Origin of the sequence: Marinobacter sp. (genome assembly GCF_048269445.1) — a bacterium.
Lineage (GTDB): Bacteria > Pseudomonadota > Gammaproteobacteria > Pseudomonadales > Oleiphilaceae > Marinobacter.
Map to the genome: position 1 here is coordinate 407,522 of NZ_JBLXIQ010000004.1, position 23,589 is coordinate 431,110.

General features: G+C 56.9%; 22 protein-coding genes. 10 read left to right on the plus strand and 12 right to left on the minus strand.

The features are described 5' to 3' along the window. The 7 genes from ACN0XM_RS10925 to ACN0XM_RS10955 all read left to right on the plus strand — a co-directional run bounded on the left by ACN0XM_RS10925 (position 1) and on the right by ACN0XM_RS10955 (position 6,621). Positions 1 to 186, plus strand: a complete 186-nt coding sequence (locus ACN0XM_RS10925) for a cbb3-type cytochrome oxidase subunit 3 (RefSeq protein ID WP_117617436.1) — start codon at positions 1 to 3, stop codon at positions 184 to 186. Then, positions 183 to 1,073: a cytochrome-c oxidase, cbb3-type subunit III gene (ccoP, locus tag ACN0XM_RS10930; RefSeq protein ID WP_417566959.1), complete on the plus strand. Its 891-nt coding sequence runs from the start codon at positions 183 to 185 to the stop codon at positions 1,071 to 1,073. Before ACN0XM_RS10925 ends, ccoP begins: the two co-directional genes overlap by 4 nt. A 128-nt stretch (positions 1,074 to 1,201) precedes the next feature. Further along, entirely contained in the window at positions 1,202 to 2,632 is a 1,431-nt protein-coding gene (gene ccoG, locus ACN0XM_RS10935) for a cytochrome c oxidase accessory protein CcoG (protein WP_417566960.1), read from the plus strand. Positions 2,633 to 2,679: 47 nt separating this feature from the next. Continuing rightward, positions 2,680 to 3,195, plus strand: coding sequence for a FixH family protein (locus tag ACN0XM_RS10940; RefSeq protein WP_417566961.1), 516 nt, complete (start codon positions 2,680 to 2,682; stop codon positions 3,193 to 3,195). Next, positions 3,192 to 5,639: a heavy metal translocating P-type ATPase gene (locus ACN0XM_RS10945; protein ID WP_417566962.1), complete on the plus strand. Its 2,448-nt coding sequence runs from the start codon at positions 3,192 to 3,194 to the stop codon at positions 5,637 to 5,639. Before ACN0XM_RS10940 ends, ACN0XM_RS10945 begins: the two co-directional genes overlap by 4 nt. Positions 5,640 to 5,677: 38 nt before the next feature. Beyond that, positions 5,678 to 5,935 carry a cbb3-type cytochrome oxidase assembly protein CcoS gene (gene ccoS, locus ACN0XM_RS10950; RefSeq protein ID WP_417566963.1) on the plus strand — a complete coding sequence of 86 codons (258 nt, stop codon included), beginning with the start codon at positions 5,678 to 5,680 and terminating at the stop codon, positions 5,933 to 5,935. Then, positions 5,932 to 6,621: a sulfite exporter TauE/SafE family protein gene (locus ACN0XM_RS10955; protein WP_417566964.1), complete on the plus strand. Its 690-nt coding sequence runs from the start codon at positions 5,932 to 5,934 to the stop codon at positions 6,619 to 6,621. The genes ccoS and ACN0XM_RS10955 overlap by 4 nt, the downstream gene beginning before the upstream one ends. 19 nt (positions 6,622 to 6,640) lie before the next feature. On the opposite strand, the gene ttcA is transcribed toward ACN0XM_RS10955, so the two are convergent. Then, positions 6,641 to 7,555: a tRNA 2-thiocytidine(32) synthetase TtcA gene (gene ttcA, locus ACN0XM_RS10960; protein ID WP_417566965.1), complete on the minus strand. Its 915-nt coding sequence runs from the start codon at positions 7,553 to 7,555 to the stop codon at positions 6,641 to 6,643. Positions 7,556 to 7,697: 142 nt separating this feature from the next. Between ttcA and ACN0XM_RS10965 the strand changes: the two genes are divergently transcribed. Beyond that, positions 7,698 to 8,363, plus strand: a complete 666-nt coding sequence (locus ACN0XM_RS10965; RefSeq protein WP_417566966.1) for a DNA-J related domain-containing protein — start codon at positions 7,698 to 7,700, stop codon at positions 8,361 to 8,363. 48 nt (positions 8,364 to 8,411) lie between these two features. Then, positions 8,412 to 9,443, plus strand: coding sequence for a polysaccharide deacetylase family protein (locus tag ACN0XM_RS10970; protein ID WP_417566967.1), 1,032 nt, complete (start codon positions 8,412 to 8,414; stop codon positions 9,441 to 9,443). Positions 9,444 to 9,447: 4 nt separating this feature from the next. On the opposite strand, the gene ACN0XM_RS10975 is transcribed toward ACN0XM_RS10970, so the two are convergent. From ACN0XM_RS10975 to ACN0XM_RS11025, 11 genes are all read right to left on the minus strand, one after another. Next, complete coding sequence (locus ACN0XM_RS10975) at positions 9,448 to 10,521, minus strand: MalM family protein (protein ID WP_417566968.1); 1,074 nt, start codon at positions 10,519 to 10,521, stop codon at positions 9,448 to 9,450. Positions 10,522 to 10,554: 33 nt separating this feature from the next. Further along, entirely contained in the window at positions 10,555 to 12,180 is a 1,626-nt protein-coding gene (locus tag ACN0XM_RS10980; protein WP_417566969.1) for an OmpP1/FadL family transporter, read from the minus strand. A 38-nt stretch (positions 12,181 to 12,218) separates the two neighbouring features. Continuing rightward, positions 12,219 to 13,229, minus strand: coding sequence for a transporter (locus tag ACN0XM_RS10985; protein ID WP_417566970.1), 1,011 nt, complete (start codon positions 13,227 to 13,229; stop codon positions 12,219 to 12,221). A gap of 54 nt (positions 13,230 to 13,283) precedes the next feature. Continuing rightward, positions 13,284 to 14,084, minus strand: a complete 801-nt coding sequence (locus tag ACN0XM_RS10990) for a C39 family peptidase (RefSeq protein ID WP_417566971.1) — start codon at positions 14,082 to 14,084, stop codon at positions 13,284 to 13,286. 283 nt (positions 14,085 to 14,367) lie between these two features. Continuing rightward, a complete protein-coding gene (locus tag ACN0XM_RS10995) occupies positions 14,368 to 15,831 on the minus strand; it encodes an SLC13 family permease (RefSeq protein WP_417566972.1) in 1,464 nt (487 codons plus the stop codon). A 49-nt stretch (positions 15,832 to 15,880) separates the two neighbouring features. Next, entirely contained in the window at positions 15,881 to 16,486 is a 606-nt protein-coding gene (locus ACN0XM_RS11000) for a DUF2238 domain-containing protein (RefSeq protein ID WP_417566973.1), read from the minus strand. A gap of 21 nt (positions 16,487 to 16,507) precedes the next feature. Next, positions 16,508 to 18,256 (minus strand): N-acyl-D-amino-acid deacylase family protein, encoded by a 1,749-nt coding sequence (locus tag ACN0XM_RS11005; RefSeq protein ID WP_417566974.1) that lies wholly within the window; start codon positions 18,254 to 18,256, stop codon positions 16,508 to 16,510. A gap of 124 nt (positions 18,257 to 18,380) precedes the next feature. After that, positions 18,381 to 19,586: an efflux RND transporter periplasmic adaptor subunit gene (locus tag ACN0XM_RS11010; RefSeq protein WP_417566975.1), complete on the minus strand. Its 1,206-nt coding sequence runs from the start codon at positions 19,584 to 19,586 to the stop codon at positions 18,381 to 18,383. A gap of 32 nt (positions 19,587 to 19,618) precedes the next feature. Further along, complete coding sequence (locus tag ACN0XM_RS11015) at positions 19,619 to 22,009, minus strand: ABC transporter permease (protein WP_417566976.1); 2,391 nt, start codon at positions 22,007 to 22,009, stop codon at positions 19,619 to 19,621. A gap of 25 nt (positions 22,010 to 22,034) precedes the next feature. Beyond that, positions 22,035 to 22,745 (minus strand): ABC transporter ATP-binding protein, encoded by a 711-nt coding sequence (locus ACN0XM_RS11020; protein ID WP_417566977.1) that lies wholly within the window; start codon positions 22,743 to 22,745, stop codon positions 22,035 to 22,037. A gap of 29 nt (positions 22,746 to 22,774) precedes the next feature. Then, positions 22,775 to 23,095 carry a TraR/DksA family transcriptional regulator gene (locus ACN0XM_RS11025; RefSeq protein ID WP_417566978.1) on the minus strand — a complete coding sequence of 107 codons (321 nt, stop codon included), beginning with the start codon at positions 23,093 to 23,095 and terminating at the stop codon, positions 22,775 to 22,777. 153 nt (positions 23,096 to 23,248) lie between these two features. Here ACN0XM_RS11025 and ACN0XM_RS11030 point away from each other — a divergent pair, with 153 nt between their 5' ends. Then, a complete protein-coding gene (locus tag ACN0XM_RS11030; RefSeq protein ID WP_417566979.1) occupies positions 23,249 to 23,581 on the plus strand; it encodes a phasin family protein in 333 nt (110 codons plus the stop codon). Positions 23,582 to 23,589 lie beyond the last annotated feature (8 nt).

The following is a 23,589-nucleotide window of genomic DNA, read 5'->3' on the forward strand; positions in this document are numbered from 1 at the left end:
ATGGATATTAATGAGTTACGCGGCATTCACACTCTTCTGGTAATGGCGGTGTTTTTTGGAATCGTCTGGTGGGCCTACAGCGCCCACCGCAAGAAGGCCAACGAGGAGGCAGCCCACCTGCCCTTCGACGACGACGACGTGGAAAAGCGTACGCTCGAACAGGAAAAAACGGAGAAGAAACAATGAGTACCTTCTGGAGCATCTGGATCAGTGTGATCGTGCTCGGTACCGTTTTTGGCTGCTGGTGGCTGCTTTGGGCAACCCGTAAGAGCCAGACGACCGATAGCGAAACCGACCGCACTATGGGCCATTCCTTCGATGGCATTGAGGAATACGATAATCCCCTGCCCAAGTGGTGGTTCTATCTGTTCCTCGCTACCTGTGTTTTCGCGCTCGGCTACCTTGCTTTGTACCCTGGCCTTGGCAACTGGAAAGGCCTTCTTGGCTGGACTTCGACGAACCAGTGGGAAGCAGAAGTTGCCGCCGCTGAAGACAAATACGGCGAGATTTATGCCCAGTTCGGCCAGACGCCGGTTCCGCAGCTGGCAGAAAACAGCGATGCCATGAAAATCGGCCAGCGCCTTTTTGCCAACAACTGCTCGGTCTGCCATGGCTCTGCTGCCCGCGGCCAGGTTGGCTTCCCCAATCTGACTGACGATGACTGGCTCTATGGCGGAACGCCGGATGCCATCCTGACAACCCTGCACAACGGCCGTATGGGCAACATGCCTGCTAAAGGCGTGATGCCTAATATGACCAATGAGCAAGTCGACCAGGTGGTTAATTACGTTCTGAGTTTCAGTGGCCGGGAAAAAGACGCCGAGGCTGCAAAGGCTGGCGAACAGGTCTTCGCTCAGGCCTGTGTGGCCTGTCACGGTGCTGACGGCAAGGGCAATCAGGCCGTGGGCGCTCCAAACCTGACAGACAACACCTGGCTCTATGGCTCTACCTATGACTGGATCAAAGAAACTGTCATGAACGGTCGCCAGAACCAGATGCCTGCCCAAAGCGGTCGGCTCTCCGAAGATCAGATTCAGATTCTGGCCGCTTACGTATACAGCCTGTCTAACTGAGTCACCCAGCCGGGGTCTGCCCCGGCTCGGTCTTTTCAACCCTGTGTCTGCTCTTGCGGGCACAGGCTTGAAAAGATCAGCAGCCCCAAAGACTGTTGCGCCGCAATAATCTTCATCTGGAGGTAACGATGAGCAGTGAGATCCCGGTCAAACAGGTTGACCCATCCTCTGACCCCTCCGACAAAAATAATAAATCCGGAACCGTCGAGCTTTACGCCAGCCGCAAGAAAATCTACGTCAAGGAAGTCCAAGGCTTTTTCCAGAGGATCCGGAACGTCAGTTTGCTGGCACTCATGGGCATGTACTTTGCGTTCGTCTGGTTCACTCTGGACGGACAGCCACTGATTCATTTTGACCTTCCCGCACGGGAGTTCCACCTCTACGGGGCAACCTTTTATCCAAAAGACTTCATCCTGCTTTCAGGGATGCTGATCATCTGCGCCTTTGGCCTTTTCTTCATCACGACCCTGTTTGGAAGGGTCTGGTGCGGTTACACCTGCCCTCAAACGGTGTGGACCTTCATCTTCATGTGGGTGGAGGAGCGTATCGAAGGCAGCCGAAACAAGCGAATGAAGCTGGACAAAGCGCCGCGTTCCGCAGAGAAAATGTTCAAGAAATCCGCCAAGCATACGATATGGCTGCTTATTGCGCTGGCCACCGGCCTGACCTTTGTCGGTTATTTCTACCCCATCCGGGAGCTGCTTGCAGATATCTTCACCCTTCAGGCCAATGGCTGGGCCTATTTCTGGGTCGGGTTTTTCACCGTCGCGACCTATCTGAATGCGGGCTGGATGCGGGAGCAGGTTTGCCTCTACATGTGCCCATACGCCCGCTTCCAGTCGGTGATGTTTGACCCCAACACCCGCGTCGTTTCATACGACCCGAACCGAGGCGAACCAAGGGGTGGCCGTAAGAAAGGCGTTGACCCTGCCGAAGCCGGTCTGGGTGATTGCATTGACTGCGGTCAGTGTGTGCAGGTGTGCCCCACGGGCATTGATATCCGTGACGGGCTGCAATACGAATGCATTGGCTGCGCCTTGTGTATTGATGCCTGCGACGAAATCATGGACAAGATGAATTACCCGAGGGGCCTGATTCGCTATACCACAGAGAACGAGCTGGAAGGCAAAACGTCAAAATTGCTGAGACCGCGCACCTTTGGTTATGGCGCGGTGCTGGCATTGATGATCGCGTCGATTATTTTCACCATTGCAACCCGGGTTCCAGCTCAGTTGGATGTACTGCGTGATCGCGGCGCCCTCTATAGCTTTAACGGCGAAGGCCGGATTGAGAACTCCTACACGCTGAAAGTTTCAAACCTTACCGAAGTGCCCCAGACCTTCTCCCTGTCGGTGACCGGCATGGAAGATATCCGGATTCTTACCGAAACCAGAATCATGGTGGAAAGCGGGGAAAACCGTGCGCTGCCTACGGTTGTTGACGTGCCGCCAGAATCCATTAAGGAATCGAATAGCAAAATTCTGTTCAGGGCCCAATCGGAAACAGATACTTCTCTGAACCTTGAAACTGAAAGCCGATTTGTCGGTCCAACGCGCTGATCCTTCATTTCGCGGCGGTTCCAATCATTTTTACTGGACACTGATTTATGACTACTGAAACGCAAATAGGCCCCTGGTATCGTCAACCCTGGTTCTGGTTCCTTGTCATGTTCCCTGCGGCGTCGATCGTTTATTGCGCCATCGCGATTACCATTTCCCTGAACATGGATAATTCGTTGGTGACGGACGACTGGTCGAAGCAAGGGCGCGGCATCAACATGTCCATCGCACGGGATGAAAAAGCTGCCGATCTGGGGATGGAAGCCCAGATAGACTTCAATCAAAGGGACGTCACCATCCACCTGAATACCGTTGATGGTCCTGCGAATTTTCCGTATCTGGTTCTTAACCTGTTCCACCCTACTTTGTCGAACCAGGACCGCACCGTCCAGTTCAATCAGCTTGCACCCGGCATATTCGCCGGCAAGCTTCATGAAGACATTGAAGGCCGCTGGTATTACGACCTTCGGGGACCAGCCAATGAATGGCGTTTGAAGGGCGAAACCCGGCTACCCTCGGAAAGCGGAATCACGGTCAAAGCTGCGGAGTATGCTCAAGGTTGACCGGCCTGGATTGCTTTCATTGCGGTGAGCCAGCCGACGGTGAGCCGCTCATTACCCTTGAACTGGATGGTACAACCCGCCATTTTTGCTGCCAGGGCTGCAAGGCGGTTTGCCAGACCATCCGCAACGAGGGTTTGACAGGGTTCTACGAGTTCCGGACAGAGCCTGCGGTTACCCCCAAACAGTTGACCCCCGCGGAGGTCCAGCGTCTGAGAGAAATGGACCATCCACTGGTCCAGGCGTCGTTTGTTGCACCCGTGAAAGGCGCTCAGGAAGCCCAGTTACTGATCGGCGGCATTACCTGCGCCGCCTGCATCTGGCTGTTAGAAAACCACATGAAAAAGCAGCCTGGCGTGGAGTCCTTCTCGGTCAACCATACCACGCAGCGGGCAAGACTGGTCTGGTCCCAGGATCAGGCGCCACTGAGCGACCTGCTGATTGCCATCCACGAACTGGGATACACCGCCCGCCCTTACCAGGCAGACGAAGCTGAACACGCCCTCAAGGTCGAACACCGGTCCATGCTGATCAGGCTTGCGATTGCAGGCATCGGCTCCTTCCAGAGCATGATGCTGGCGTTTCCGCTGTATTTTGAGTTGGTCAACGATTTGTCACCGCAGTTCGTCAGCTTCTTTCGCTGGTTTAGTCTGCTGGTCGCCACGCCGGTGGTTTTCTACAGTGCTGCGCCTTTTTTCCGGAACGCCCGGCGCGATATCCAGAGCCGGCAACTGACCATGGACGTGCCCGTTGCCATCGCTATTGGTCTTGCCTACGTCGCCAGTGCCTGGGTGACCGTGGTCGGCGGCGAAGAGGTGTACTTCGAGTCAGTATGCATGTTCACCTTTTTCCTGCTTCTGGGACGCTATGTTGAGGTTCAGGCCCGCTACCGCGCTGGGCTGACAGGCAATGCGCTTGCCGGATTCCAACCAACCGTTGCCACTCTGGTGAGGGATGATGACTCTGAAATTGTCCCCGCTCATCAGGTAAAACCCGGCGATATAATCCGCGTGCGCCCGGGAGAAACCCTACCCATTGATGGCGAGATTGTCCGGGGCCAGTCAACCCTCAACGAGGCGGCCCTGACCGGCGAGTATCTGCCTGAGACCCGGTTCCCCGGTGACCCGGTCCACGCCGGGAGCGTCAACGGTGAAAATCCCCTGGACATCCGGGTGGTAAAAGCCGGTTCCCAGACCCGGCTCTCTGGCATTCTGAGGGTCCTGGACCGGGTGCAGTCAGAAAAACCCCAGGTCGCTAGGATGGCCGACAGGATAGCGGGCAAATTCGTTGGGAGAGTTCTGATCCTGGCACCGATTGTCTGGCTCGGCTGGTGGCTGGCCGGTGCCGATAATGCGTTCGATATTACCCTCTCCGTCCTGGTTGTTACCTGTCCCTGCGCGCTATCGCTAGCGACGCCTACAGCGATCACCTCCGCAACAGTGAAACTGCGCCGCCTCGGATTCCTGCCAACCCGGGGGCATACGCTGGAAACGATGAATACTGTCGATACTGTGGTATTCGATAAGACCGGGACCCTGACCCGGGGTGAGCTGAGCCTGGTGGAAATCAACATCGTCGGTAGACTGGATGAAAAAACCTGCCTAAATTTTGCTGCTGGGCTCGAAAAATACTCCGAGCATCCCATTGCCAGAGTTTTCCATAACCGAACCGCTGCTTCGGTGGAAAACGTGGAAAATCACCTTGGCGGAGGACTTTCTGGAACGCTGGACAATCTCGCGCTTTTTATTGGTCATCGTGGATTCGTGGAACAACACACGGCGGCGCCATTCCCGGATATCGAGCAGCACCGGGGGATGGAAATCTGGCTGGCCTCTGACAGCGAATGGCTGGCCTGTTTCAGGCTGGACGACCAACTCCGTTACGATGCTTACTCAGCCATCAGGGCTTTGCAGAATGAGGGCATTCGTACACTGCTTCTGAGCGGCGACCGCTCGGGCCACGTCAATCAGGTTGCCGGCCTCCTGGGCATTGATGAGGCCATTGGCCAGGCATCTCCAGAAGACAAACTCGCCGTACTGGAAAAGCTGAAAGCCGAGGGCCGACACATTATGATGGTGGGCGATGGGCTGAATGACCTGCCCTCCATGGCCGGCGCCGGTATTTCGGTTGCAATGGGAACGGCCGCAGACCTGACTCAGCTGAAAGCCGATGCAGTTCTACTTAATGGTCAGTTATTACAACTGGTTGAAGCCCTGAAGACCAGCCGTCAGACCCGCCGAATTATTCGCCAGAATCTTTGGTGGGCCCTTGGTTACAATCTCTGCGCACTGCCGCTGGCTGCGGCTGGAATGGTACCACCCTGGCTGGCTGCGATTGGCATGTCAGTCAGCTCACTGGTCGTTGTCCTTAACGCACTGAGACTTGGCAAGGCCCCGGAACAGTCGCATCCGGACAATTCCCCGGTTGGCGTGCGGACACTGGCCTGATACCGTACCTTTATATTCTTTTCCGCGAGGTTTAACCCGTGCAAATCGTAATGTTCCTGGTCCCGGTGATGCTCATACTGGTGGCGCTGGGCATCGTACTGTTTTCATGGGCCGTAAAAAACGGCCAGTATGATGACCTTGAGGGGCCGGCCCACCGGATACTCTACGATGACGACAAGGACATGATCCCTGACGACGCCCGGACCGATAGACCAGCAAAAGGAACAACCGCTGAGCAGATAGCAGATACCCGCGAGGAGAGCGATCTGGACGAGAACAAGCCCAAAAAAGGATGAGCCCGGAACTTTATCTCAGCTATCCAAGTGCTTTCCTGATCGGACTGCTCGGCAGCACTCACTGCCTGGGAATGTGCGGGGGCATCAGCGCCTCCCTCTCCATGGCACTGCCCGTTGGTAAGGGCTACAGGCTTCGTCAGTCCGTGATGCTGCTGGCCTTCAACTTTGGCCGGATTGGCAGTTACGTTCTGATTGCGACCCTCGTTGCGCTGGCCAGCACCTCTGTTGCCAGCCAGTGGGCATCCGCTGGTGTTATCCTGCGGACTCTGGCGGGCGTATTGCTCATATTCATGGGATTGTCCATGGGCCAATGGTGGCAGGGCATCCGCTACGTCGAACGGGTCGGCGCCCCGATCTGGGGCCGACTTTCTCCCCTGACGCGCCGTCTGCTTCCGGTAAACCATGGGGGGCAAGCCCTTGCCCTGGGCGCGCTCTGGGGCTGGCTGCCCTGTGGTCTGGTTTATAGCACGCTGGGTTGGGCGGCACTGCAACCTACGGTGGGCTCTGCGGCATTGACCATGCTGTTTTTCGGGCTGGGAACCCTGCCGTCGATGCTGGCAACAGGGTATGCCGCGGGCTGGATCCGGGGCTTGCAGACACACCGGCTATTCCGGAAAGTGACCGGTGCCCTGCTCATTCTGTTTGGCGTCTGGACACTTCCCTTCCTGCATTTGGTTGGGCATTAGCGCGCCGTCCGAACGATCGCTAGATATTCAGTACATCCAGACGACCAAAGCTGCTTGCCTCTTCCGGTTCTGCGGTTTGCACCGCCTGGCGTTTTCCGCCCAGCCGTCTGCCTTCCCGAAAATCGTACAGGCTGGTATCGGCCAGATGGGACGGTTCAACGTTGCACATGGCTCGGAACATGGTTTCCAGACGGCCCGGGTGCTGCTTGTCCCAGCTCTGGAACATGTCCTTGATCACTTGGCGCTGGAGGTTCTCCTGGGAACCACAGAGATTACAGGGAATGATCGGAAACTCCCTCAGGGCCGCATAGCGGGCAATATCCTTCTCGCGGCTGAACGCCAGCGGCCTGATCACCGTATTGCGGCCGTCGTCGCTGTGGAGTACTGGCGGCATCGATTTGAGCTTGCCACCGTAGAACATGTTCAGGAACAGGGTTTCCAGAAGATCATCCCGGTGGTGACCCAGTGCGATTTTGGTAACACCATGCTCTACCGCGAAATTATAGAGAATTCCGCGACGTAGGCGGGAACACAGGCCACAGGTGGTCTTCCCTTCGGGCACCTTTTCCTTAACGATACTGTAGGTGTCTTTCTCGATGATGTGATACTCAATACCCATGGACTCAAGGTATGCGGGCAGCACTTCTTCCGGAAACCCGGGCTGCTTCTGGTCAAGGTTGACAGCAATCAGCTCAAACGAAACCGGCGCACTCTTCTGCAGGTTGAGCAAAATGTCCAGCATGGCGTAAGAATCTTTACCACCGCTGAGACAACACATGACTTTGTCACCGGCTTCAATCATCGAGAACTCGGCAATCGCCTGCCCGACTTCGCGGCGCAGACGTTTCTGCAGCTTGTTCAACTCAAGTTTCTGGCGGCGTTCGCGGTCTGGGTTGAGAGACTGTTCGGAACTGGCGATCATTGCTTCGGACATACCAACCATGGTCATAGGTAAAAATGAACGTGGGATTATACGCGCCACATGGATTGAGGGACAGGATACCAACCTGGATTTGTGCCCGTCGGCCGGCTGGAGACACTTCCCTGGCGGCCCCAAGTCCCCTACCATTGGATCTATGACAGATAACCACGCCAGCATGAGCCCCTCCTCTCCCCCTGCGATCGAAAGCGATCCCCTGCTTGAGCACCAGATTCAGCATCTGCTGGTGGCCGTGGAGCATGAGCTTCGAACGGCGCCTGCCGGAATGAACGAGCTGTCGCTGATCAAGTCACTCCAGAGACCACCGTGGGAACTTCTGGGCGCAGTCAGTTTCAACGAACCGGAAAAGCTTTACCCGGTTCATTTTCTGTTGTTCCACGTACTGTACCGGCTTCGTGACCAGTTATCCGAGTCGGGTGAGAGCCTTCGGATTTCACCGTTGAACATCTGCCTGGAAGCCCAGACTGTCATCGGTGGCAAAGGGGTTCCAGACGGTGTCGACACGCTGCGCCAATTCTATCTGGACCTTTCCCAGTATCGTTTACCGGAAGAGGCAATACACCAGATGATGGATGATTTCTGGACCGGCCGGCCCGGCAAGGGCCCGGCCCAGGCAGAAGCGAAAGCAGCCGCAGAGGCACTGGGGTTTGAGGCCTTGCCACCAGATTTCCCCGCAGTGAAGCTACGTTTTCGACGGGCGGTTATGCGGGCGCACCCTGACCGGGGAGGCAACACGGAAACTATCCAGCATCTGAATGAGGCGTTCGCCGTGCTGAAAGCCCATTTTCGTCATAGCACCTGATCAAACTTAAAGGGATCTGGTTTCAGTTCAGTCAATTCAGGAGACACCATGCCGATCAAAGCATTCGTTAAACCGCTTGCAGTGTTTTCACTGTTGGCGGCAGCCTCTCCAGTATGGGCTGATCTTGTCGTACTCCAATACCACCATGTAAGTGGCTCCACGCCGTCTGCGACTTCCACGTCAGTCTCGCTTTTCGAAGGTCAGCTCGAGATGATTTCGGATTTGGATGTCGAGGTCGTCGATCTACTCAAGGGTACAAGAAAAACACTGGCGGGCGGGAGCGAAAGTGGCAACCGCATCGCCATTACCTTTGATGATGCCTATGAGTCCGTCTATTCAGATGCCGCGCCCTTGCTGGCGTCCAAAGGCTATCCCTACACCATTTTCGTGAACACCCAGGCGGTTGGCCGCAACGGCTACATGACTTGGGATCAGATTAAAGAACTTGCCGAACTCGAAACCGTCATCATCGCCAACCACAGTGCCGACCATGGCCATCTTGCGAAAAAGCCCGGGGAGACAGACAGTGATTGGCAAATTCGAGTCTCGAACAGTCTCGACTCTGCCCAGGAAACCCTTGCTGCCAAACTCGGTTCGAGTGCCCCGCTGTTCGCTTACCCGTACGGCGAGTTCGACCAAGCGCTTGAGAAACAACTGGCAGCACGGGGATGGTACGGTTATGGCCAGCAGTCCGGGGCGATCGGACCGAAATCCGCCAGTACGCGACTGCCCCGCTTTCCCATGGCCAATGCCTACGGGCAACTGGGTAACCTTGAGAACAAACTTCTCAGCAAGGCCTTCCCGATAGATACGAAAAACCTGCCAGATGGTGTGATCTCTGAGAATCCTCCGACCCTGGCCTTTCCCCTTGCGTCACCCATCAATACAAACAGGTTGACCTGTTTTGCCTCTGGCCAGGGCCGGATCGATTTCGACGTAATAGATGGTGCCGTCAGGGTTAAGGCCCCGGATAGCTTCAACCGCAGGCGCTTTCGTTACAACTGCACCCACCCTGCAGGTGATGGCAGTTACTACTGGCTTTCTCAGCAATGGCTGGACCTGAGCAAACCGGAGGACTGAAACCTCAGCCCTCCACCTGCATCAACCCGAGTTCGCCCCGCCGTATGTGAGGGATCCTGCGCGGACCGAACCGGGTTTCAATAACGGTCTGGCCCTCCAGGTCCTTTTCACGGGTGAAAAGAACCATCCACCGCTCCCCCCGAGACGGAAATGCCGGGATCCAGGCTTCCAGATACCCACGGCGATGCCAGTTCTCCGGCTCGAAATCCATCACCAGGTCCATGACCAGGCGGACCGGCTCCATCTGTTCGTCGAGAAACACCACGGACGGGACGAAAACGCCGTTTTGGGCATAGGAGCGCAGCCTGATAACAAGGCTGTCCACCTTTTCCGGAGCCGGAAGCAGTACCAGCTGATAGGGGCTGGCGCCGGTCAGGAACGAATGAACATTCGAACCTTCCGAGAGCGTGACACCGAACTCACGGCCCGATTGCCAGCTCTCAGGATTCTGGATGTCCAGAGACTCACAGCAATTGGCCGAGAAGCGGGCGAGAAAATCATCGGCAACAGGCTCAATGCCCAGAATGGCGAACGCATCCGGATCATGTCCGGGTACCGGCTCCGGGGACGCCTGGCTATCGCCAGCATGGTAAACTTGGGCTTCAGTGATCTGGATAGGCGGTTCTACCAGGCCTTTCTGGCGATCCGTGCGGGTATCGGGCTGGTAATAGCTGACCCTGACATTACCTTGGGCGTCCCGCCATGTGAAGTAGGGTTGCCGTTGACCGGGGCGAACGTAGCCGTCCTTTTCCAACTGCTCCGCGTCCGGGTAATTCTCCAGGGTGTATTCGGTTTCTTCTTCCAGTCCCGCTGACTCGTCTGATCCGGGTTCCTGTGAACCCAATGGGGACCCAGCGACGGCCTCACCGGTTCTTTTATCGGAGTTGTTCCCGACGCTCTTGCCCATGCTTTTCCCGGTTGCTCCGACAATCGGTGAATAACGGACTCTGCCCTGCTCATCAACCCAAGTGAAATAGCCCTCCCGCTTAGAGACCACAGCGCCACCAACCTGGCAGCCTGTCAATAGTGTGGCGAGCAGCAGGTAAAGTGCGAATTTCGGAAAAGCGCCTTTGGTCACGGGGAATAGCTACCCTACGGTTCGCGGCAACTCTCAGAATTTTGTCCGGAAACTGAGGCCTGCCATCACAACCCGAAGCGAGGTTTTAACATCGAGGCCTGCATAGGGGTTGTAAATGATGTTGGTGATATTGTCGCAGTTTACGTTACAACTGGTGTCCGCAGGAATCGACTCCACCGAGTGAAGATAGCTGAGGTTCATATCAATCTCAGTATTCTTATCCCACTGGTACCCCATACCAACACTGTAGAGATTCGCACCACCAAATGGTGCCATTACCTGTCGCTGATCATCCGGGATAACCGAATCCCTTATTTCCACGCCCGCCCGCAAGTCCAGACGTGAAGATGCATGGAACTCCATGCCGAACGCCCAGTTCCACTGACTCTTGAAACCCAGTGGCAGCCTGAGGGTATTCGGTGTGGCGTTGTCCGGCGAAAGGATACGCGCCGCGTTCAGAAACTCCAGATTCCGGTCGAAACGAAAAACGAAAGCGTCCCACTGCTTGTAGTCTGTCCAGCCAATATCAGCGTTCAGGGTCAGTTTCGGATGCACATCGACACTGATGCCGGTCTGGAAATGCTGAGGATAGACCAGATCCATGCTGACGTTGCCGGCTTCCTTTGGAGCACCCGATGGGAGGCTCAGAATGGCGGAGGTAATGGCGCCCAGTACCGACCCGTTGACACTCTGCCAGAAACCAGACCAGTCGTCGGTATACTGAATTTCGAAGGTGCCCTTCATGTTCATGTCAGCTTCGGACGTGTAGCTCGCTCCCCAGCTGAACCAGTCGGTCGGCTCCCAAATCACACCCAGAGCGTAGGTGGGTGAGAGGGTTTCCTGAACGTTGATATTCAGGGCGCCGATATCATCCCAGGGACCCACGTTACCGCCACACAGCGCAAGCCAGGGCTGAAGCGGCTCATCACCACTTTCACAGTTGAAAGCGTCCTGAAGCACTTCCGCCACACCCAGCAAAAGATTGGGCGCCCGCATGTACTGGTCAGCTGCAACGCCCATGTGAGACAGGTGAATACCGGCACCCACAGACCAGTCATCGTTAATCTCGTAACCAATCGTTGGTGACAGGTACGTGGTTCTCTGCAAGGCCGTTGCCTGTGGCTGATACCGGCCAGGGTCGTCCTTGTCGCGATAAAAGCCCGCCGCCATCGGCAGATAAAACGCGTTCCCGAAAGTCAGCTTGGACCCGGGCGGGTTAATACTGATACCCGCTGACGGCGCGAGGGCCGGGCCCGGGGGCGTCCTTAAAATGCCATAACCTGGAAGATACAACGCCACGTTGTTGGTATGGCTGTGCGTATTGGCAACCGGGTCCCGCTGCCTGCCGGTTTGCGGATCAGTCTCCAGGCCATCAATTCCAAAAATCTCGTACCCTTCAGGCGCTATGAAGTCCGCGTCGATATCCAGGTAGACGCTCATCAGGTTAACTTCGAGCTGGCGACCCTCCAGCTTGGTCAGCCCCGCCGGGTTATAGTGAATCGCCATGATCCCCGGAGGATCAGCAGTCACCGCATTCCCAAGCGCCAATGCCTTGGGGTGGATCGTCAGGTTCTGCGCTAACTGGGCCTCGGCTCCACACGACATGGTCGTGGCAATCAGAGCCGCGAGAATCTGCCGGTTGTGGCTTTTCTGTCCCATGAAATCCTTCCCTTCCCGTAGATCGTCAACGACACCAATCACTCTTTGAGGCCGGAGAAGTTAATAGGCAGGGATACCCCCAGGGAAAAGTCCGGCGCATCCTCGGTGAGGCCAATCCCAAGGCTGGTGTTGACGATCGTGGTATCGCTGACACGGGTCCCAAGGGACATGCTCAGGAAACCGGTCATCTGGTCCTGGGCTACGGCCTGGTCGCCATTGGAGAAGGTCAGGATCGTTTCATCGCTGTAGCTGATCTGAGCCGAAATACTGAGCGAGATGTCGTAGGACAGGGAGTAGGCAAAGCCGGCCGAACCCGACAGCCCAAACCCAGGTTCCACTTCCGTCAGCAGGCGGGCTCCTCGAACCTGTTGAAGATCTTCTGCGGGCAGGTTGTAGGTGGCACTCACCGAGCCGAAAATCACGACCGGGTCCAGTACCTTGGACAAGCTTGCGCCACCACCGATGGAGTAATAGCCACTTCCGGTGGAAAGCTGCTCGTTGATATCAATCTCATAGGGGCTGACGCCGGTCTTGGTCGACAGGGTCCCGAACAGAGTCGTGGACATCTTGCCGGGTACATAGGCGAAAGGTTGCCAGCGACCGGTAAAGGAAACATCGCCGACATCGTAAACACTTAGCTCGTCCTGGGTGTCGTATTTGACCACCAGAGGAATACGGGTACCAACAGTAAGGTTGTCCAGAAGACCGTAATCGTAGGAAAACGAATTGGTAAAGCTATGGGTTGCCGACGGTACTACATCGAGATTCCTCACTGAGCCGTTGGTGATGGCAAGGTCCAGTCGCTGATCGGCGGTATAGGAGTAGTCGAAGGAGTAGTTCAGGGAATGGGACCCCTTCTTCTGCAGAGAATAATTCTTCTCCGCAGCCTGAAAGACTTCTTCCAGCTGCCGGGAAGCGTCTTCGTCTCCTTCCTGCCTGGCCAACGCCTCCCGCGCCTGGTCCACACTTCCTTCCTGCGCCAGGACGATGCCCGGAAGCAGACCTGCCGTGGAAACAAGGATAAAGCCTCGCACAAACCAACGATTCATCCTGACTCCCTTATTTTATTTGTAATGTTCCTGCCCCGGAGAACTCCCGGGAAATTAGTTACGACGGTAGTGCAATTGCTTTCGAGTGTTCTCAACACTGCCATCGGGATTGTTTTTCTGGCGTTCCAGCAGATTCTGGATTCGCCTCTGGGTGGATTCGTGAAACGCCGGTATACGTTCCAGCGCCAGAAGGGTCATTGTCTGGTCGTCCACAAAACGAAGGTCTTCCTCTTTCAGCTCCAGGTTATCCAGCGGTTTATCGCCGCCCGGAAAGACGATAAACAGGACGTTGTCATCCCACTTTTCCTCGAATTGCGCCAGGGTGAAGGAAATATTGCCCACCGAAGGGTCGGCCATGTAGACGCGCCCATCCCGGATCGTCCGCAACACAACAAAGTGTTTGAACCCGGCATGATGAATCGGAACGATTGCCGGATGGTCCAGGTCTTTAAGGTCATCGATGGTGGCCCGGAACCCCCCCGACGGGTAGCCCAGAGCCGTCACGAGACGTTTCATGTCAAGCATGGAGAAAGCCCGCCGCTCAACAATCCGCTCGCTTTCGCCGTAATGGAGCAAGCCTTCCATCACCTGGCGCTCGGACAGCGTCCGCCCGAGATAGAAGTTCAGCACCGTGGTCAGTGCCGCACTACCGCAACTGTAATCATAGGCCTGGCGAACGATGTTCCGGAACTTCTGCTCCACCAGAGGCTCAACCCGGACATCCGAGCGCAGGGTAACAGGGCTGGAGTCCACATCCTGCTGGATGACAATGGCGCCTTTTTCATAGGGCTCTACCAAAGTAGCTTCCTGCACCATGGTAAATGTGAGAATGGATCCAGCGAGCACCAGCAGCATGTCAGACGAAGTCCCTGTTTTTATTGGCCACGGTATTTATCGGGTTACATGTTGTTACGGTAAGATACCGAAAACCCTGCGCCCTTAAAGATAACTGTGCCTCAAATCTGTCGCTGCAGAAGGCGCCTTCCAGAACGGATTTAAGAGATGGGTCATGGCATTTGAAGAGCATGGCAATCTGTCACCGATCCAAACAGTCAGATTGAGCCGGGACGGGCAGCACAAGGAGTGCCAGGTTTAGAAAGGCAAAGACAGAGCCCGACATCGAGCCGGGCCCTCACCGCTAAATAGAAAAAACCAGGCCAAGCAGCAGGTAACTCAGAAGCGTCACAACCAAAATACCCATCAGGTTCAGGGCAAATCCCGCTCTGATCATGTCGCTGATCTGCATATGGCCACTGGAGAACACAATGGCATTGGGCGGGGTTGCTACCGGCATCATGAAGGCACAGCTGGCTGCGATGGCGGCGGGAACGGTCAGCAGCAGCGGTGACACACCCTGGCTCATGGCCAGTGCCCCTAATAGCGGCAGAAATGCGGCTGCTGTCGCGGTATTGCTGGTAACTTCTGTGAGAAAAATAATCACACCGGTCACCAACACAATCATCGCAAGCGTTGGTAGGGTGCCAGCAACCCCCAGGCTTTGCGCGATCCACTCTGCCAGACCGGAGCTACTGATCACGCCGGCCATGGCCAGACCACCACCGAACAGCAACAGAACCCCCCAGGGGATACCCCTGGCCGTTTCCCAGTCCAGCAGGAACTCCCGTTTGCTGGCATGTACCGGAATAATAAACATGACAATCGCGGCGGCGATGGCAATACCGGTATCGCTTAACCATGGCATCAGGCTGCCTGATAACAGCGGGCGGAAAATCCAGGCGCCGGCGGTGGCAAGGAATACCGCGGCAACCAGCTTTTCACCTTGGCCAAGCGGCCCTAAAGCATCGAGCTCCTCCCGTATCGCAGTGCCACCATCACCGGAACTGTCCAGGCCAAAGTCGCGACGGGTCAGCCACCACCAGGCCAGAACCAGCATAACAATGGTGACCGGAATCCCAAGTAGCATCCACTGGGCAAACCCGACCGAGATGCCCTGATTTTCACTCAGATACGCCGCCAGAAGTGCATTGGGCGGCGTGCCGATCAGTGTTGCAATGCCACCAATACTGGCGGAATAGGCAATGGCCAGCAAAAGCGCGGTGGCATAACGCCGAACCCCTTCCGGATTACCTGTATCCATCATGCCCACCACCGACAGACCAATGGGCAGCATCATGATGGCCGTTGCGGTATTGCTCACCCACATGCTTAAAAACGCGGTGGCCAGCATAAAGCCGCCGATCTGGCGACGCGGCTCACTGCCAACGGCCTTCAGGGTCATCAGGGCAATCCGCCGGTGCAAATTCCAACGCTGCATGGCAAGCCCAAGTGTGAAGCCGCCCAGAAAAAGGAAAATGATCGGATTGGCATACGGTGACGTGGCCTCGCCAACGCTCCCCAGCCCAAGCGCCGGCACCAGAACGATCGGCAATAAAGCGGTAGCCGGAATCGGGATGGCTTCCGTTGACCACCAAGTGGCCATCAACAGCATCAGCCCCAAGGCTGCCCAGGCTTCTGTGCCCATGGTTTCCGGGGGCGGGAGAACAATTGTTGCCAGCAGAAATGCGGCGCCAAGGATCAGGCCTATCACCTGACTGCGTGGAAGTCCGTCCGATTTGCTCTCAGCCAGTTGTTCTTCAGACATGCCGCTCTATTCCATTCTTCGGGATATGAACTTTGTAACGATAGCGACCTTACAGGGCCTGCAATTGTCGGTCATGAATACGACGCAGCAAGACCAGGGCAAGAATAGCACCGGACAACGCCCAAGCCATATCCGACTGGGTATCCCACACATAGCCCTGGGTTCCCAGAAACGCCTCCGAGGCCTCATCACTCAGCAGGGCAACCCACCATTCAATCAGCTCATAGAACGCACTCACCGCCAGACAGAAGCAGACGATAAAAAACGATTGCCAGCCGCGACGGGCGAAGACCTTGAGCCGAATCACCAGTTCCCGGGCAATGATTGCAGGCACGAAGCCCTGCGCCAGGTGCCCCAGTTTGTCGTAGTTGTTGCGCCCCCAGCCAAACCAGTCCCGGAACCAGTCAAATACCGGGACCTCGGCATAGGTGTAGTGACCTCCGACCATCAGGATAACGGCATGCACCAGGATCAGCTGGTACACGAGTGGCGTGAGCGGGTACCTGAAAAAGCACCAGACAACCAGGCCAAAACCGACAGCTGCCGGCAACACCTCCAGCACCCAGGTTGCCCGGTCCTTTGGCTCGATACCAGACCACACAAAAACGGCCAGAAATGCAGCCACCCAGACCACAGGTGCCAGTCGGTCGATCATGCTCTCACTCCAGTGTCGTGATTATTGAGCGGCGCCAGCACGGAGAAAACGGCCATACCCCGGTTGTTTACCGAGCTCCGCCTCCGGTTCGCCATTGGTCATTGCAGGCTGGCCATTGATCAGTACGTGTCGGACGCAGCCAGGCACTCGATTGACCAACCGGTCAAGACCAAAATTCTCCATTTCAGCCCACTCAACCTGCTCCAGATCCTGATCCAGGCCCCGGGGATCCAGCACGGTAATATCCGCCCGGTCGCCCTCCCGGATGTGGCCTGCATCTACTCCGAGCCAGTCCGCCTGTTCCCCCGTCAGCCGATGGACCGCCCGCTCCAGAGACATAACAGGCCCGCTCTCACCGTGACTCTCATGAACCAGCTTGAGGAACCGCAACGGCAGATTATAGAACGCCATATTGCGGATATGGGCTCCAGCATCGGAAAAGGTGATCAGGGCACCGGGATGAGTGACCATTTTTCGCAGCCGGTCCTTTCTGTGATTGCCGATGGTGGTATACCAGCGCAGGGACCGGCCGTGTTCAACCACCATGTCGAGGAAGAAGTCGACGACGTGGATGCCGCGATCGGCGGCAAGCTCGGCAAAATTGCGGCCGACAACGCTTTTATCAGGGCAGTCCAGAATCACCGCGTCGCCGAAGTCGCGCTGCCACACCCGGGGAGAGAGTTTTTCCTTGTAGAATTTCCGGAACTTCCGCCGGTACTGTTCATCCTTCAACAGCTCATTCCTTTCAAGCTGATCGCGAATATCGAGCGCCATCTCGCCCGCCCCGAACTCTTCGAACAGCACAATATCCATACCATCCGCGTAAATGGTGAATGGGGTCGGCAACAGCTGCCAGCGAAAGTTGCCGCCAAAGTTGTTGGCCAGCCAGGCCACCAGACTCGCCATGGGCTTCACCGTGGGATTGCCTTTGAGGTCGATCATCGCAATCAGCGTTGTTTTCAGGGGTTTGCGCAACCAGCCGAAGGTCTCTTTGAGGTATTGGGTAACCTGCAGTGGATTGGCGGCATTCGGTGCGCCCTGATGCACTCGCCCGTATCGGCGAAGGAGGCGGTTCAGCCGACTTACCTCACGCCATCTGGCATAGGTACTGGGCAGGCTCTTGGACCACTCCCGGTCACCATCGACCTTATCCCACTTCAGGCACATGGTGGATAACCCCAGAAACCCTTCCTGCAGGGCCTCCTCAAGCAATGCCTCCATTCGCACCTGCTCTTCAGCCGTTGGGCTTACAGTCCGGTCCGTTGCCCGCTGAAGACCCATCACGGCCGTTCGCAGGTCACTATGGCCAAGAAAGCTGATCACATTGGGTCCGAGCGGATGTCGGTCCATAAAGGCCACCCACTCCCTGGGGGTACGCCAGGATTTGTAGTGTTTCAGGATAGGCAGCACTTTTTCCCGGGGCACCGTCTCCACCCGGGTAAAAATATCAGAGGCGTCTTCCGGGTCTGCGCACACCATACTCAGGGAGCAGCTGCCTATAAGCACGGTGGTGACACCATGACGCACGGACTCGGACAAGGAGGGCGCAACCAGCAGTTCAGCATCGTAATGGGTATGGGTATCCAGAAAACCTGGCGTCACCCAGCAGCCCCGGGCATCAATCACCCGTTTTGCCTGGCCAGGATCCGGTTCCGCTTCAAATACCCGGGCGACCCGCCCGTCTTTGATCGCAACATGGGCGATGCGGGAGGGGCCACCGGTTCCATCGAAATAGCGGCCCCCGGTAATGAGAGTATCGTATCGGGTCACCTTGCCGGACTCCTGATTCTTGTTTTGATTGGTGTTCGAGCCATCAGTCTAGCCAGAAAAACGTGATACGTCCTCTCGTTTCATCGGTGATACCAAGGTATAAGAGGCCAATACCACCCAGCTCTCACCGGACTCTCACCCGGCTGCCATCCTCAAGCTGGCGATCCGGATGACGGACCACCCGATCGCCTTCGCTCAGGCCATCAAGAATGACCGTGTGAAACCCATTGGTGCGGCCTGTTGAAACGGCTGTGAGCTCCGCCCGCTCGTCCACGACATGGAATACCAGGGTCTGGCCATCCTTGCGGAAAATGGCGGACTCGGGAATCTGAAGCTCATCATCCGAGGCCCAGAGCACGAATTCCGCATCCACCCGATAGCCATCTCCGAGTGTCTCCCAGGCTTCCAGTGGACTGGTGATATCCGCAACCACCTGTACCCGCCTTTCTTCGACACCAAGCGCGGAGACGTCCTCAAATCCGACAGGTTCAACCCGCCTGACTACCGCATCCAGAGTTCCACCACCCCAGCCCGTGAGACGCACCGGCACACCGGGACTTAGCTTGACAGCATCGAAACTCAGGACGTCAATGACTACCTCAAGGGCGCCCGGATCACCCAGCTCCAGGATGGCCTCGCCGGCGTGTATGACGCCTTCACTTTTGCGCACAACCCCCAGCACCGAACCATTGACCGGGGACCGGACCGGAACCCGTTCCACAGAGCCATTACCGGAAGCCCTGGCGGCAGAGACTTCAAGGCGGGTCCTGGCGGCCGCCAACTCGTGTGCCATGACTTCTTCATCAAAACGGGCAGAGCGCAGTATGGCCTGGGCCTTGGCCGAAGCGGCTTTGGCTTGCTGTAACCGTTCTTCGGATACAAAACGATCGCCACTGAGCGCCTGCAGGCGGGCCAGCTCCCGAATCGCCAGATCCGCTTCCGCCTGGGCAGCTTCTACTTTCTGGCGAGTGGAGTTCAGCGCGGACCGGGCCGACTGCACCTTGGCCTCCGCCTCCGCCCGGCTACGGGCATCCAGGGTGCTGGCGGGCATGGGGTCGACCTCGGTGAGCAGCTCTCCAGGGATAACCGGATCGCCCACCTCCAGAATCACCCGATGAAGGTAGCCAGCAACCGGGGATGAAACCACATACCGATCCCGAACCCGGGTTCTGCCCTCCTCCTTGATGGTTATTTCCATCGGGCCACGGCTCACCGTCGCCAGATCCACCCACACCGGATCTGGGCGGATCGTGAACACGAGTGCGGCAATGCCAAGCACCACAAAAACGCCCCAGAACAGCCATTTTCCTGCAAACCGTTTTGCTGCCATAGCGTCAGTTCACTCCTTGTTTCCTGCAGCAACTATTCCCGTGTTTTCAGCACGGCCACCAGGTCCAGCTCCTTCAGGCGCCACCACGCAATAACGCCTGAAGCAATCGCCGATACCACCACAACCAGCGCCGAAATGCCCAGAGTCTGGGAAGTTATGGTGAGCGGCACCCGATAGAGCTCTGTTTGCATGGCGGTGACAATCAACAGCGCCAGGCCCTGTCCGATTAACCATCCGAGCGGCACGCCAAGTAGCAACAACAGCGCTACCTCACCCAACAATATATGCGCAACTTCATTGTGGGTGTACCCGAGCACTCTGAGACTAGCCAGCTCCCGTCCCTTTTCGGCAAGGGATATGCGGATTGTGTTATAGACAACACCAAAGGCGATAATGCCGCCCATCAGGCTGTTGAAGAAGGTAAACGTCAGGAAGGTCCGGGCCAGTGTTTCGTAAAAGCTGTCCAGCATGGACTGGCGAATACTCAGACCAAGAACCCCTGGTGTTTCCCGAAGGCTGTCATAGACGTCAGCCGCCCTGGTGGGATCCAGGTTGATCATGGCCTGGTTGATCAGGGGCCCATCTCCTAAGGCCCGGTTCAGGGCATCAAGGTTCATGTAGGCGCCTACGCCAAGAAACTCACTGGTAACCCCGGCCACAGGCACCAGTACCGTTCGACGGTCGCCTTCAAGTAGCTCCAGCTGAAGGGTATCGCCGGGCTTCACGCCCAGTTCCCGGGCCAGGTAATCCGTCAGCAGCAGACCCTCGCCCGGCAGGGTTACCCGCTCCAGGTCGCTATCGACAACAAATTGCAGGCGCGCGTCAGCGGGTATCCCGGTTACCGCACTGCGCCACTCCCGGTGCCCGAATTTCAGGCGCGCAGGCACTGTGCGCCGGCCCTCGACGTACCGGATTCCCGGCTGGCGTTGCAGGCCGTAGAGGGCTGCGCTGTTCACCGGATCGATAAACGTGGTGGCCAGATCCTGCTGCTGAACCCGTGCAAACTGGGTATGCACCATCAATGACACCGAATCAAACTGGAAATTACCAACCATGACAATGGCCGTGGCCATGGCAACGCCACTCATGGACAGCAGTGTCCGGGTGGGACGGCGGGAAAGTTGGCGCACGATCATTCGCGATGGCTGGGAGAACCGGACCCCCGAAAGCAGTTTTTCTGCCCAGGTAACCCGGTATCTGGCAGGCCCCTCCGGCCTCATGGCCTCAGCAGGCGGCAAGGCCGCTGCCTGCCGGATGGCTCTCCAGGCACCGAGCCAGGCGACGGTAATGGTCAGTGCACCCAGCAACACCAGCCAGAGCGGGTTGATACGGAACAGCAGCCCGGGAAACCGGTAGAAATCCATGTAAAGCTCGCCCAGTGACCGCCCCAGCCATAATCCGAGAGCCAGCCCGAGCAACAACCCGATAACCGCAATCACGATAACCAGTTTGCTGTAGTGCCAGGCGATCTGCCGGTTGCCGTAACCAAAAGCCTTGAGCACCGCGATGATATCCCGCTGGGTACTGATCAGCCGGCTGATCACCACATTCAGGAGGAACATGGCCACCCCCATGAAAATCAGGGGGAAAACCGTCGCCATGGTTTTCAGCTGGTTCAGCTCATCACTCAGGAAGCGGTGAGAGAGCTGGTCGTCCCGACCATAGGCTCCGGTCGCGCCATAGCGAGCCAGCAACCGATCAAGAGCGCCCGCCACGGAGGCAACCGAATAGCCCGGCCTGAGCGTAACCACCAGGCTGTTAAACGCACCCCCCATATCCATGGCGGCTTCCAGAGCCTCTCTGCTCATCCAGAGCACACCATACCGCTGGTAATCCGGCAGCATCGCGCCGGGCGGAATCACGTAAATGAATTCCGGCGATTCAACAATGCCGGTCAGAACCAGCGCCTGTCGCCGGCCATTGATAATTCCATGAAACTGATCACCCAGCGACAGGTCATGGGCTTCGGCAAAGCTCCCGATGACCGCAACTTCCTGGTTCCTGCCGGGAGCAGGAAGCCGACCCTCCCGGATGAAGAGGCGATTGATGTCCGGCTGGCCGTCCGGGGGGATCGACACCAGCTGGGCCGAGACCGGATCGGTAAAGCCGGGCATCTCCAGTTTGGCGCCACCTTCCACGCGGCCTTCGTAACGTGCGACACCTGGAAATTTTTCAATGTCTTGAAGGATATGGCGGGGCGCCCGCTTCAGGCTGGAAAACACCTCTGCAAACTGGTGTTGCTCGTAATACTGGGCCCGGGTTGCCAGCAGGGAGGAGTAGTTCACCAGCGACATGACACACACGGCCACGCCGCCGGCGATTACAAGGGCGATGGCGAGCACCTGACCCCGCATTTGCCAGAGTTCCCGGCGTAGCTTTATGTTCAAAACCGTGTTCAGTGCATTGCTGGCCATCTCGCTCATTTTTCTGGCCCGTTACCTGGCCCCATTACCACGACAGAGTCCGGGGATCCTGGCGCTGCTCGTTATGGCGTTCGCCGCTGATGTTGCCGTCGGATAGCGTGATTACGCGATCTCCCATACCGGCTATCGAAGCGTTGTGGGTAATGATAACGGTGGTAGTGCCCGTTTCCCGGTTCGCCTTTTCCAGTGCTTCGAGAACCAGCACGCCCGTGGCCGAATCGAGGGCTCCGGTCGGTTCATCGCAAAGCAGTACCTGCGGGCGCTTGGCAATGGCCCGGGCAATGGCAACGCGCTGTTGCTCGCCACCAGAAAGCTGTGCCGGAAAGTGGTCAATGCGCGCTTTCAATCCAACCAGTTCCAGAGCCTCTTCGGGCAACATTGGATCGGACGCAATCTCGGTAACCGCAGCCACATTTTCCCGTGCGGTCAGGCTCGGAATCAGGTTGTAGAACTGGAACACAAAGCCAACGTGCTCGCGGCGATAGCGGGTCAGTTCGCGATCACCGGCCGCGCTAAGATCAATGTCCCGATACCGGACCTCGCCGGAGGTCGGTACATCGAGCCCGCCGAGGATGTTAAGAAGAGTGGATTTGCCCGAACCGGAAGCCCCCAGCATCACCACAAGTTCTCCGCGATACAGATCCAGGTCCACTCCCCGGAGGGCGTAGACCTGAACCTCCCCCTGATCGTAGGTTTTGGTCAGTCCCCGGGTGTGAAATACCGGTGGTTCCGTCATGGCTGCCGTCCCTGGTTCCATGAGGTCAGTCAGTCTTCAGCACAGTCGACGCACAAGGTGGTGTAGGGCAGCACCTGCAATCGTCGGGGATCAATGGCTTCGCCACAAGATTCACATTCATCACCAACACCGTTCTCGATACGCTCTAGCGCACGCTCTATCTGCACCAGTTCGGTACGGGTTTCAGTTTCGAGGGAATCCACCACTTCATCGTTCTGGGTCTGGGTTGCCTGCTCCTCGAAATCCTTCTCAAGCGCACCACCTTCCCGATGCTGATGTGCCTCAAAACGGGAGAGCCTGGCTTGCAGGTCTGCCCGCAGTGTTTCCAGTTCCGATTTCCGGTCACTCATATTACGCCTCCTGCCACTTCGGATGGCCCGGGATAAACAAACACCTACAGTAAAGCATAAGCTGAACCCGGGATTGATGCCTGTCAAAATTGCGTAATACTGACTGGGGCAAAATAAAGCTTCAATCAACCTGTATGCAAGGGAGCTGTAACAATGACTAATGACCTGTTTGAAAAAGCCACACGCCTGAACGAGACCCTGTTCGAGCAGTTCAGCAAGGCGGCGGAAATGCAGATGAATGCCTTCCGACGGTATGCCGATGTCACCATGGAGCAGGCAAGAAAAGTTTCTGAAGTGCGGGATCTGGAGGGGCTGAAGGCTCTGACCGGAGACCAGGCCGAAACCCTCAAGTCCCTCAGCGAACAGTTCACTGCTGACTGGAAAGCCTGGCAGGACTACTTCAACGAAAGCCGTGAACAGTTCGGCAAGGTGTTTGAAAAAGTCCCTGAAGAATCCACAAAGCCCGGCCCGAAAGCCGCCAAGTAAAGGATTTT

Excerpts from the sequence above, each read along its gene's own strand:
- ACN0XM_RS11030 (WP_417566979.1), top strand. The coding sequence starts at position 23,249 with ATGACTAATGACCTGTTTGAAAAAGCCACACGCCTGAACGAGACCCTG.
- ACN0XM_RS10990 (WP_417566971.1), bottom strand. The coding sequence starts at position 14,084 with ATGCTGCTGGTGCTCGCTGGATCCATTCTCACATTTACCATGGTGCAG.
- ccoG (WP_417566960.1), top strand. The coding sequence starts at position 1,202 with ATGAGCAGTGAGATCCCGGTCAAACAGGTTGACCCATCCTCTGACCCC.
- ACN0XM_RS11010 (WP_417566975.1), bottom strand. The coding sequence starts at position 19,586 with ATGGCAGCAAAACGGTTTGCAGGAAAATGGCTGTTCTGGGGCGTTTTT.
- ACN0XM_RS11000 (WP_417566973.1), bottom strand. The coding sequence starts at position 16,486 with ATGATCGACCGACTGGCACCTGTGGTCTGGGTGGCTGCATTTCTGGCC.
- ACN0XM_RS10965 (WP_417566966.1), top strand. The coding sequence starts at position 7,698 with ATGACAGATAACCACGCCAGCATGAGCCCCTCCTCTCCCCCTGCGATC.
- ttcA (WP_417566965.1), bottom strand. The coding sequence starts at position 7,555 with ATGTCCGAAGCAATGATCGCCAGTTCCGAACAGTCTCTCAACCCAGAC.
- ACN0XM_RS10980 (WP_417566969.1), bottom strand. The coding sequence starts at position 12,180 with ATGGGACAGAAAAGCCACAACCGGCAGATTCTCGCGGCTCTGATTGCC.
- ACN0XM_RS11020 (WP_417566977.1), bottom strand. The coding sequence starts at position 22,745 with ATGACGGAACCACCGGTATTTCACACCCGGGGACTGACCAAAACCTAC.
- ACN0XM_RS10985 (WP_417566970.1), bottom strand. The coding sequence starts at position 13,229 with ATGAATCGTTGGTTTGTGCGAGGCTTTATCCTTGTTTCCACGGCAGGT.
- ACN0XM_RS10940 (WP_417566961.1), top strand. The coding sequence starts at position 2,680 with ATGACTACTGAAACGCAAATAGGCCCCTGGTATCGTCAACCCTGGTTC.
- ACN0XM_RS10995 (WP_417566972.1), bottom strand. The coding sequence starts at position 15,831 with ATGTCTGAAGAACAACTGGCTGAGAGCAAATCGGACGGACTTCCACGC.
- ACN0XM_RS11025 (WP_417566978.1), bottom strand. The coding sequence starts at position 23,095 with ATGAGTGACCGGAAATCGGAACTGGAAACACTGCGGGCAGACCTGCAA.
- ccoP (WP_417566959.1), top strand. The coding sequence starts at position 183 with ATGAGTACCTTCTGGAGCATCTGGATCAGTGTGATCGTGCTCGGTACC.
- ACN0XM_RS10925 (WP_117617436.1), top strand. The coding sequence starts at position 1 with ATGGATATTAATGAGTTACGCGGCATTCACACTCTTCTGGTAATGGCG.
- ACN0XM_RS10955 (WP_417566964.1), top strand. The coding sequence starts at position 5,932 with ATGAGCCCGGAACTTTATCTCAGCTATCCAAGTGCTTTCCTGATCGGA.
- ACN0XM_RS11015 (WP_417566976.1), bottom strand. The coding sequence starts at position 22,009 with ATGAGCGAGATGGCCAGCAATGCACTGAACACGGTTTTGAACATAAAG.
- ACN0XM_RS10970 (WP_417566967.1), top strand. The coding sequence starts at position 8,412 with ATGCCGATCAAAGCATTCGTTAAACCGCTTGCAGTGTTTTCACTGTTG.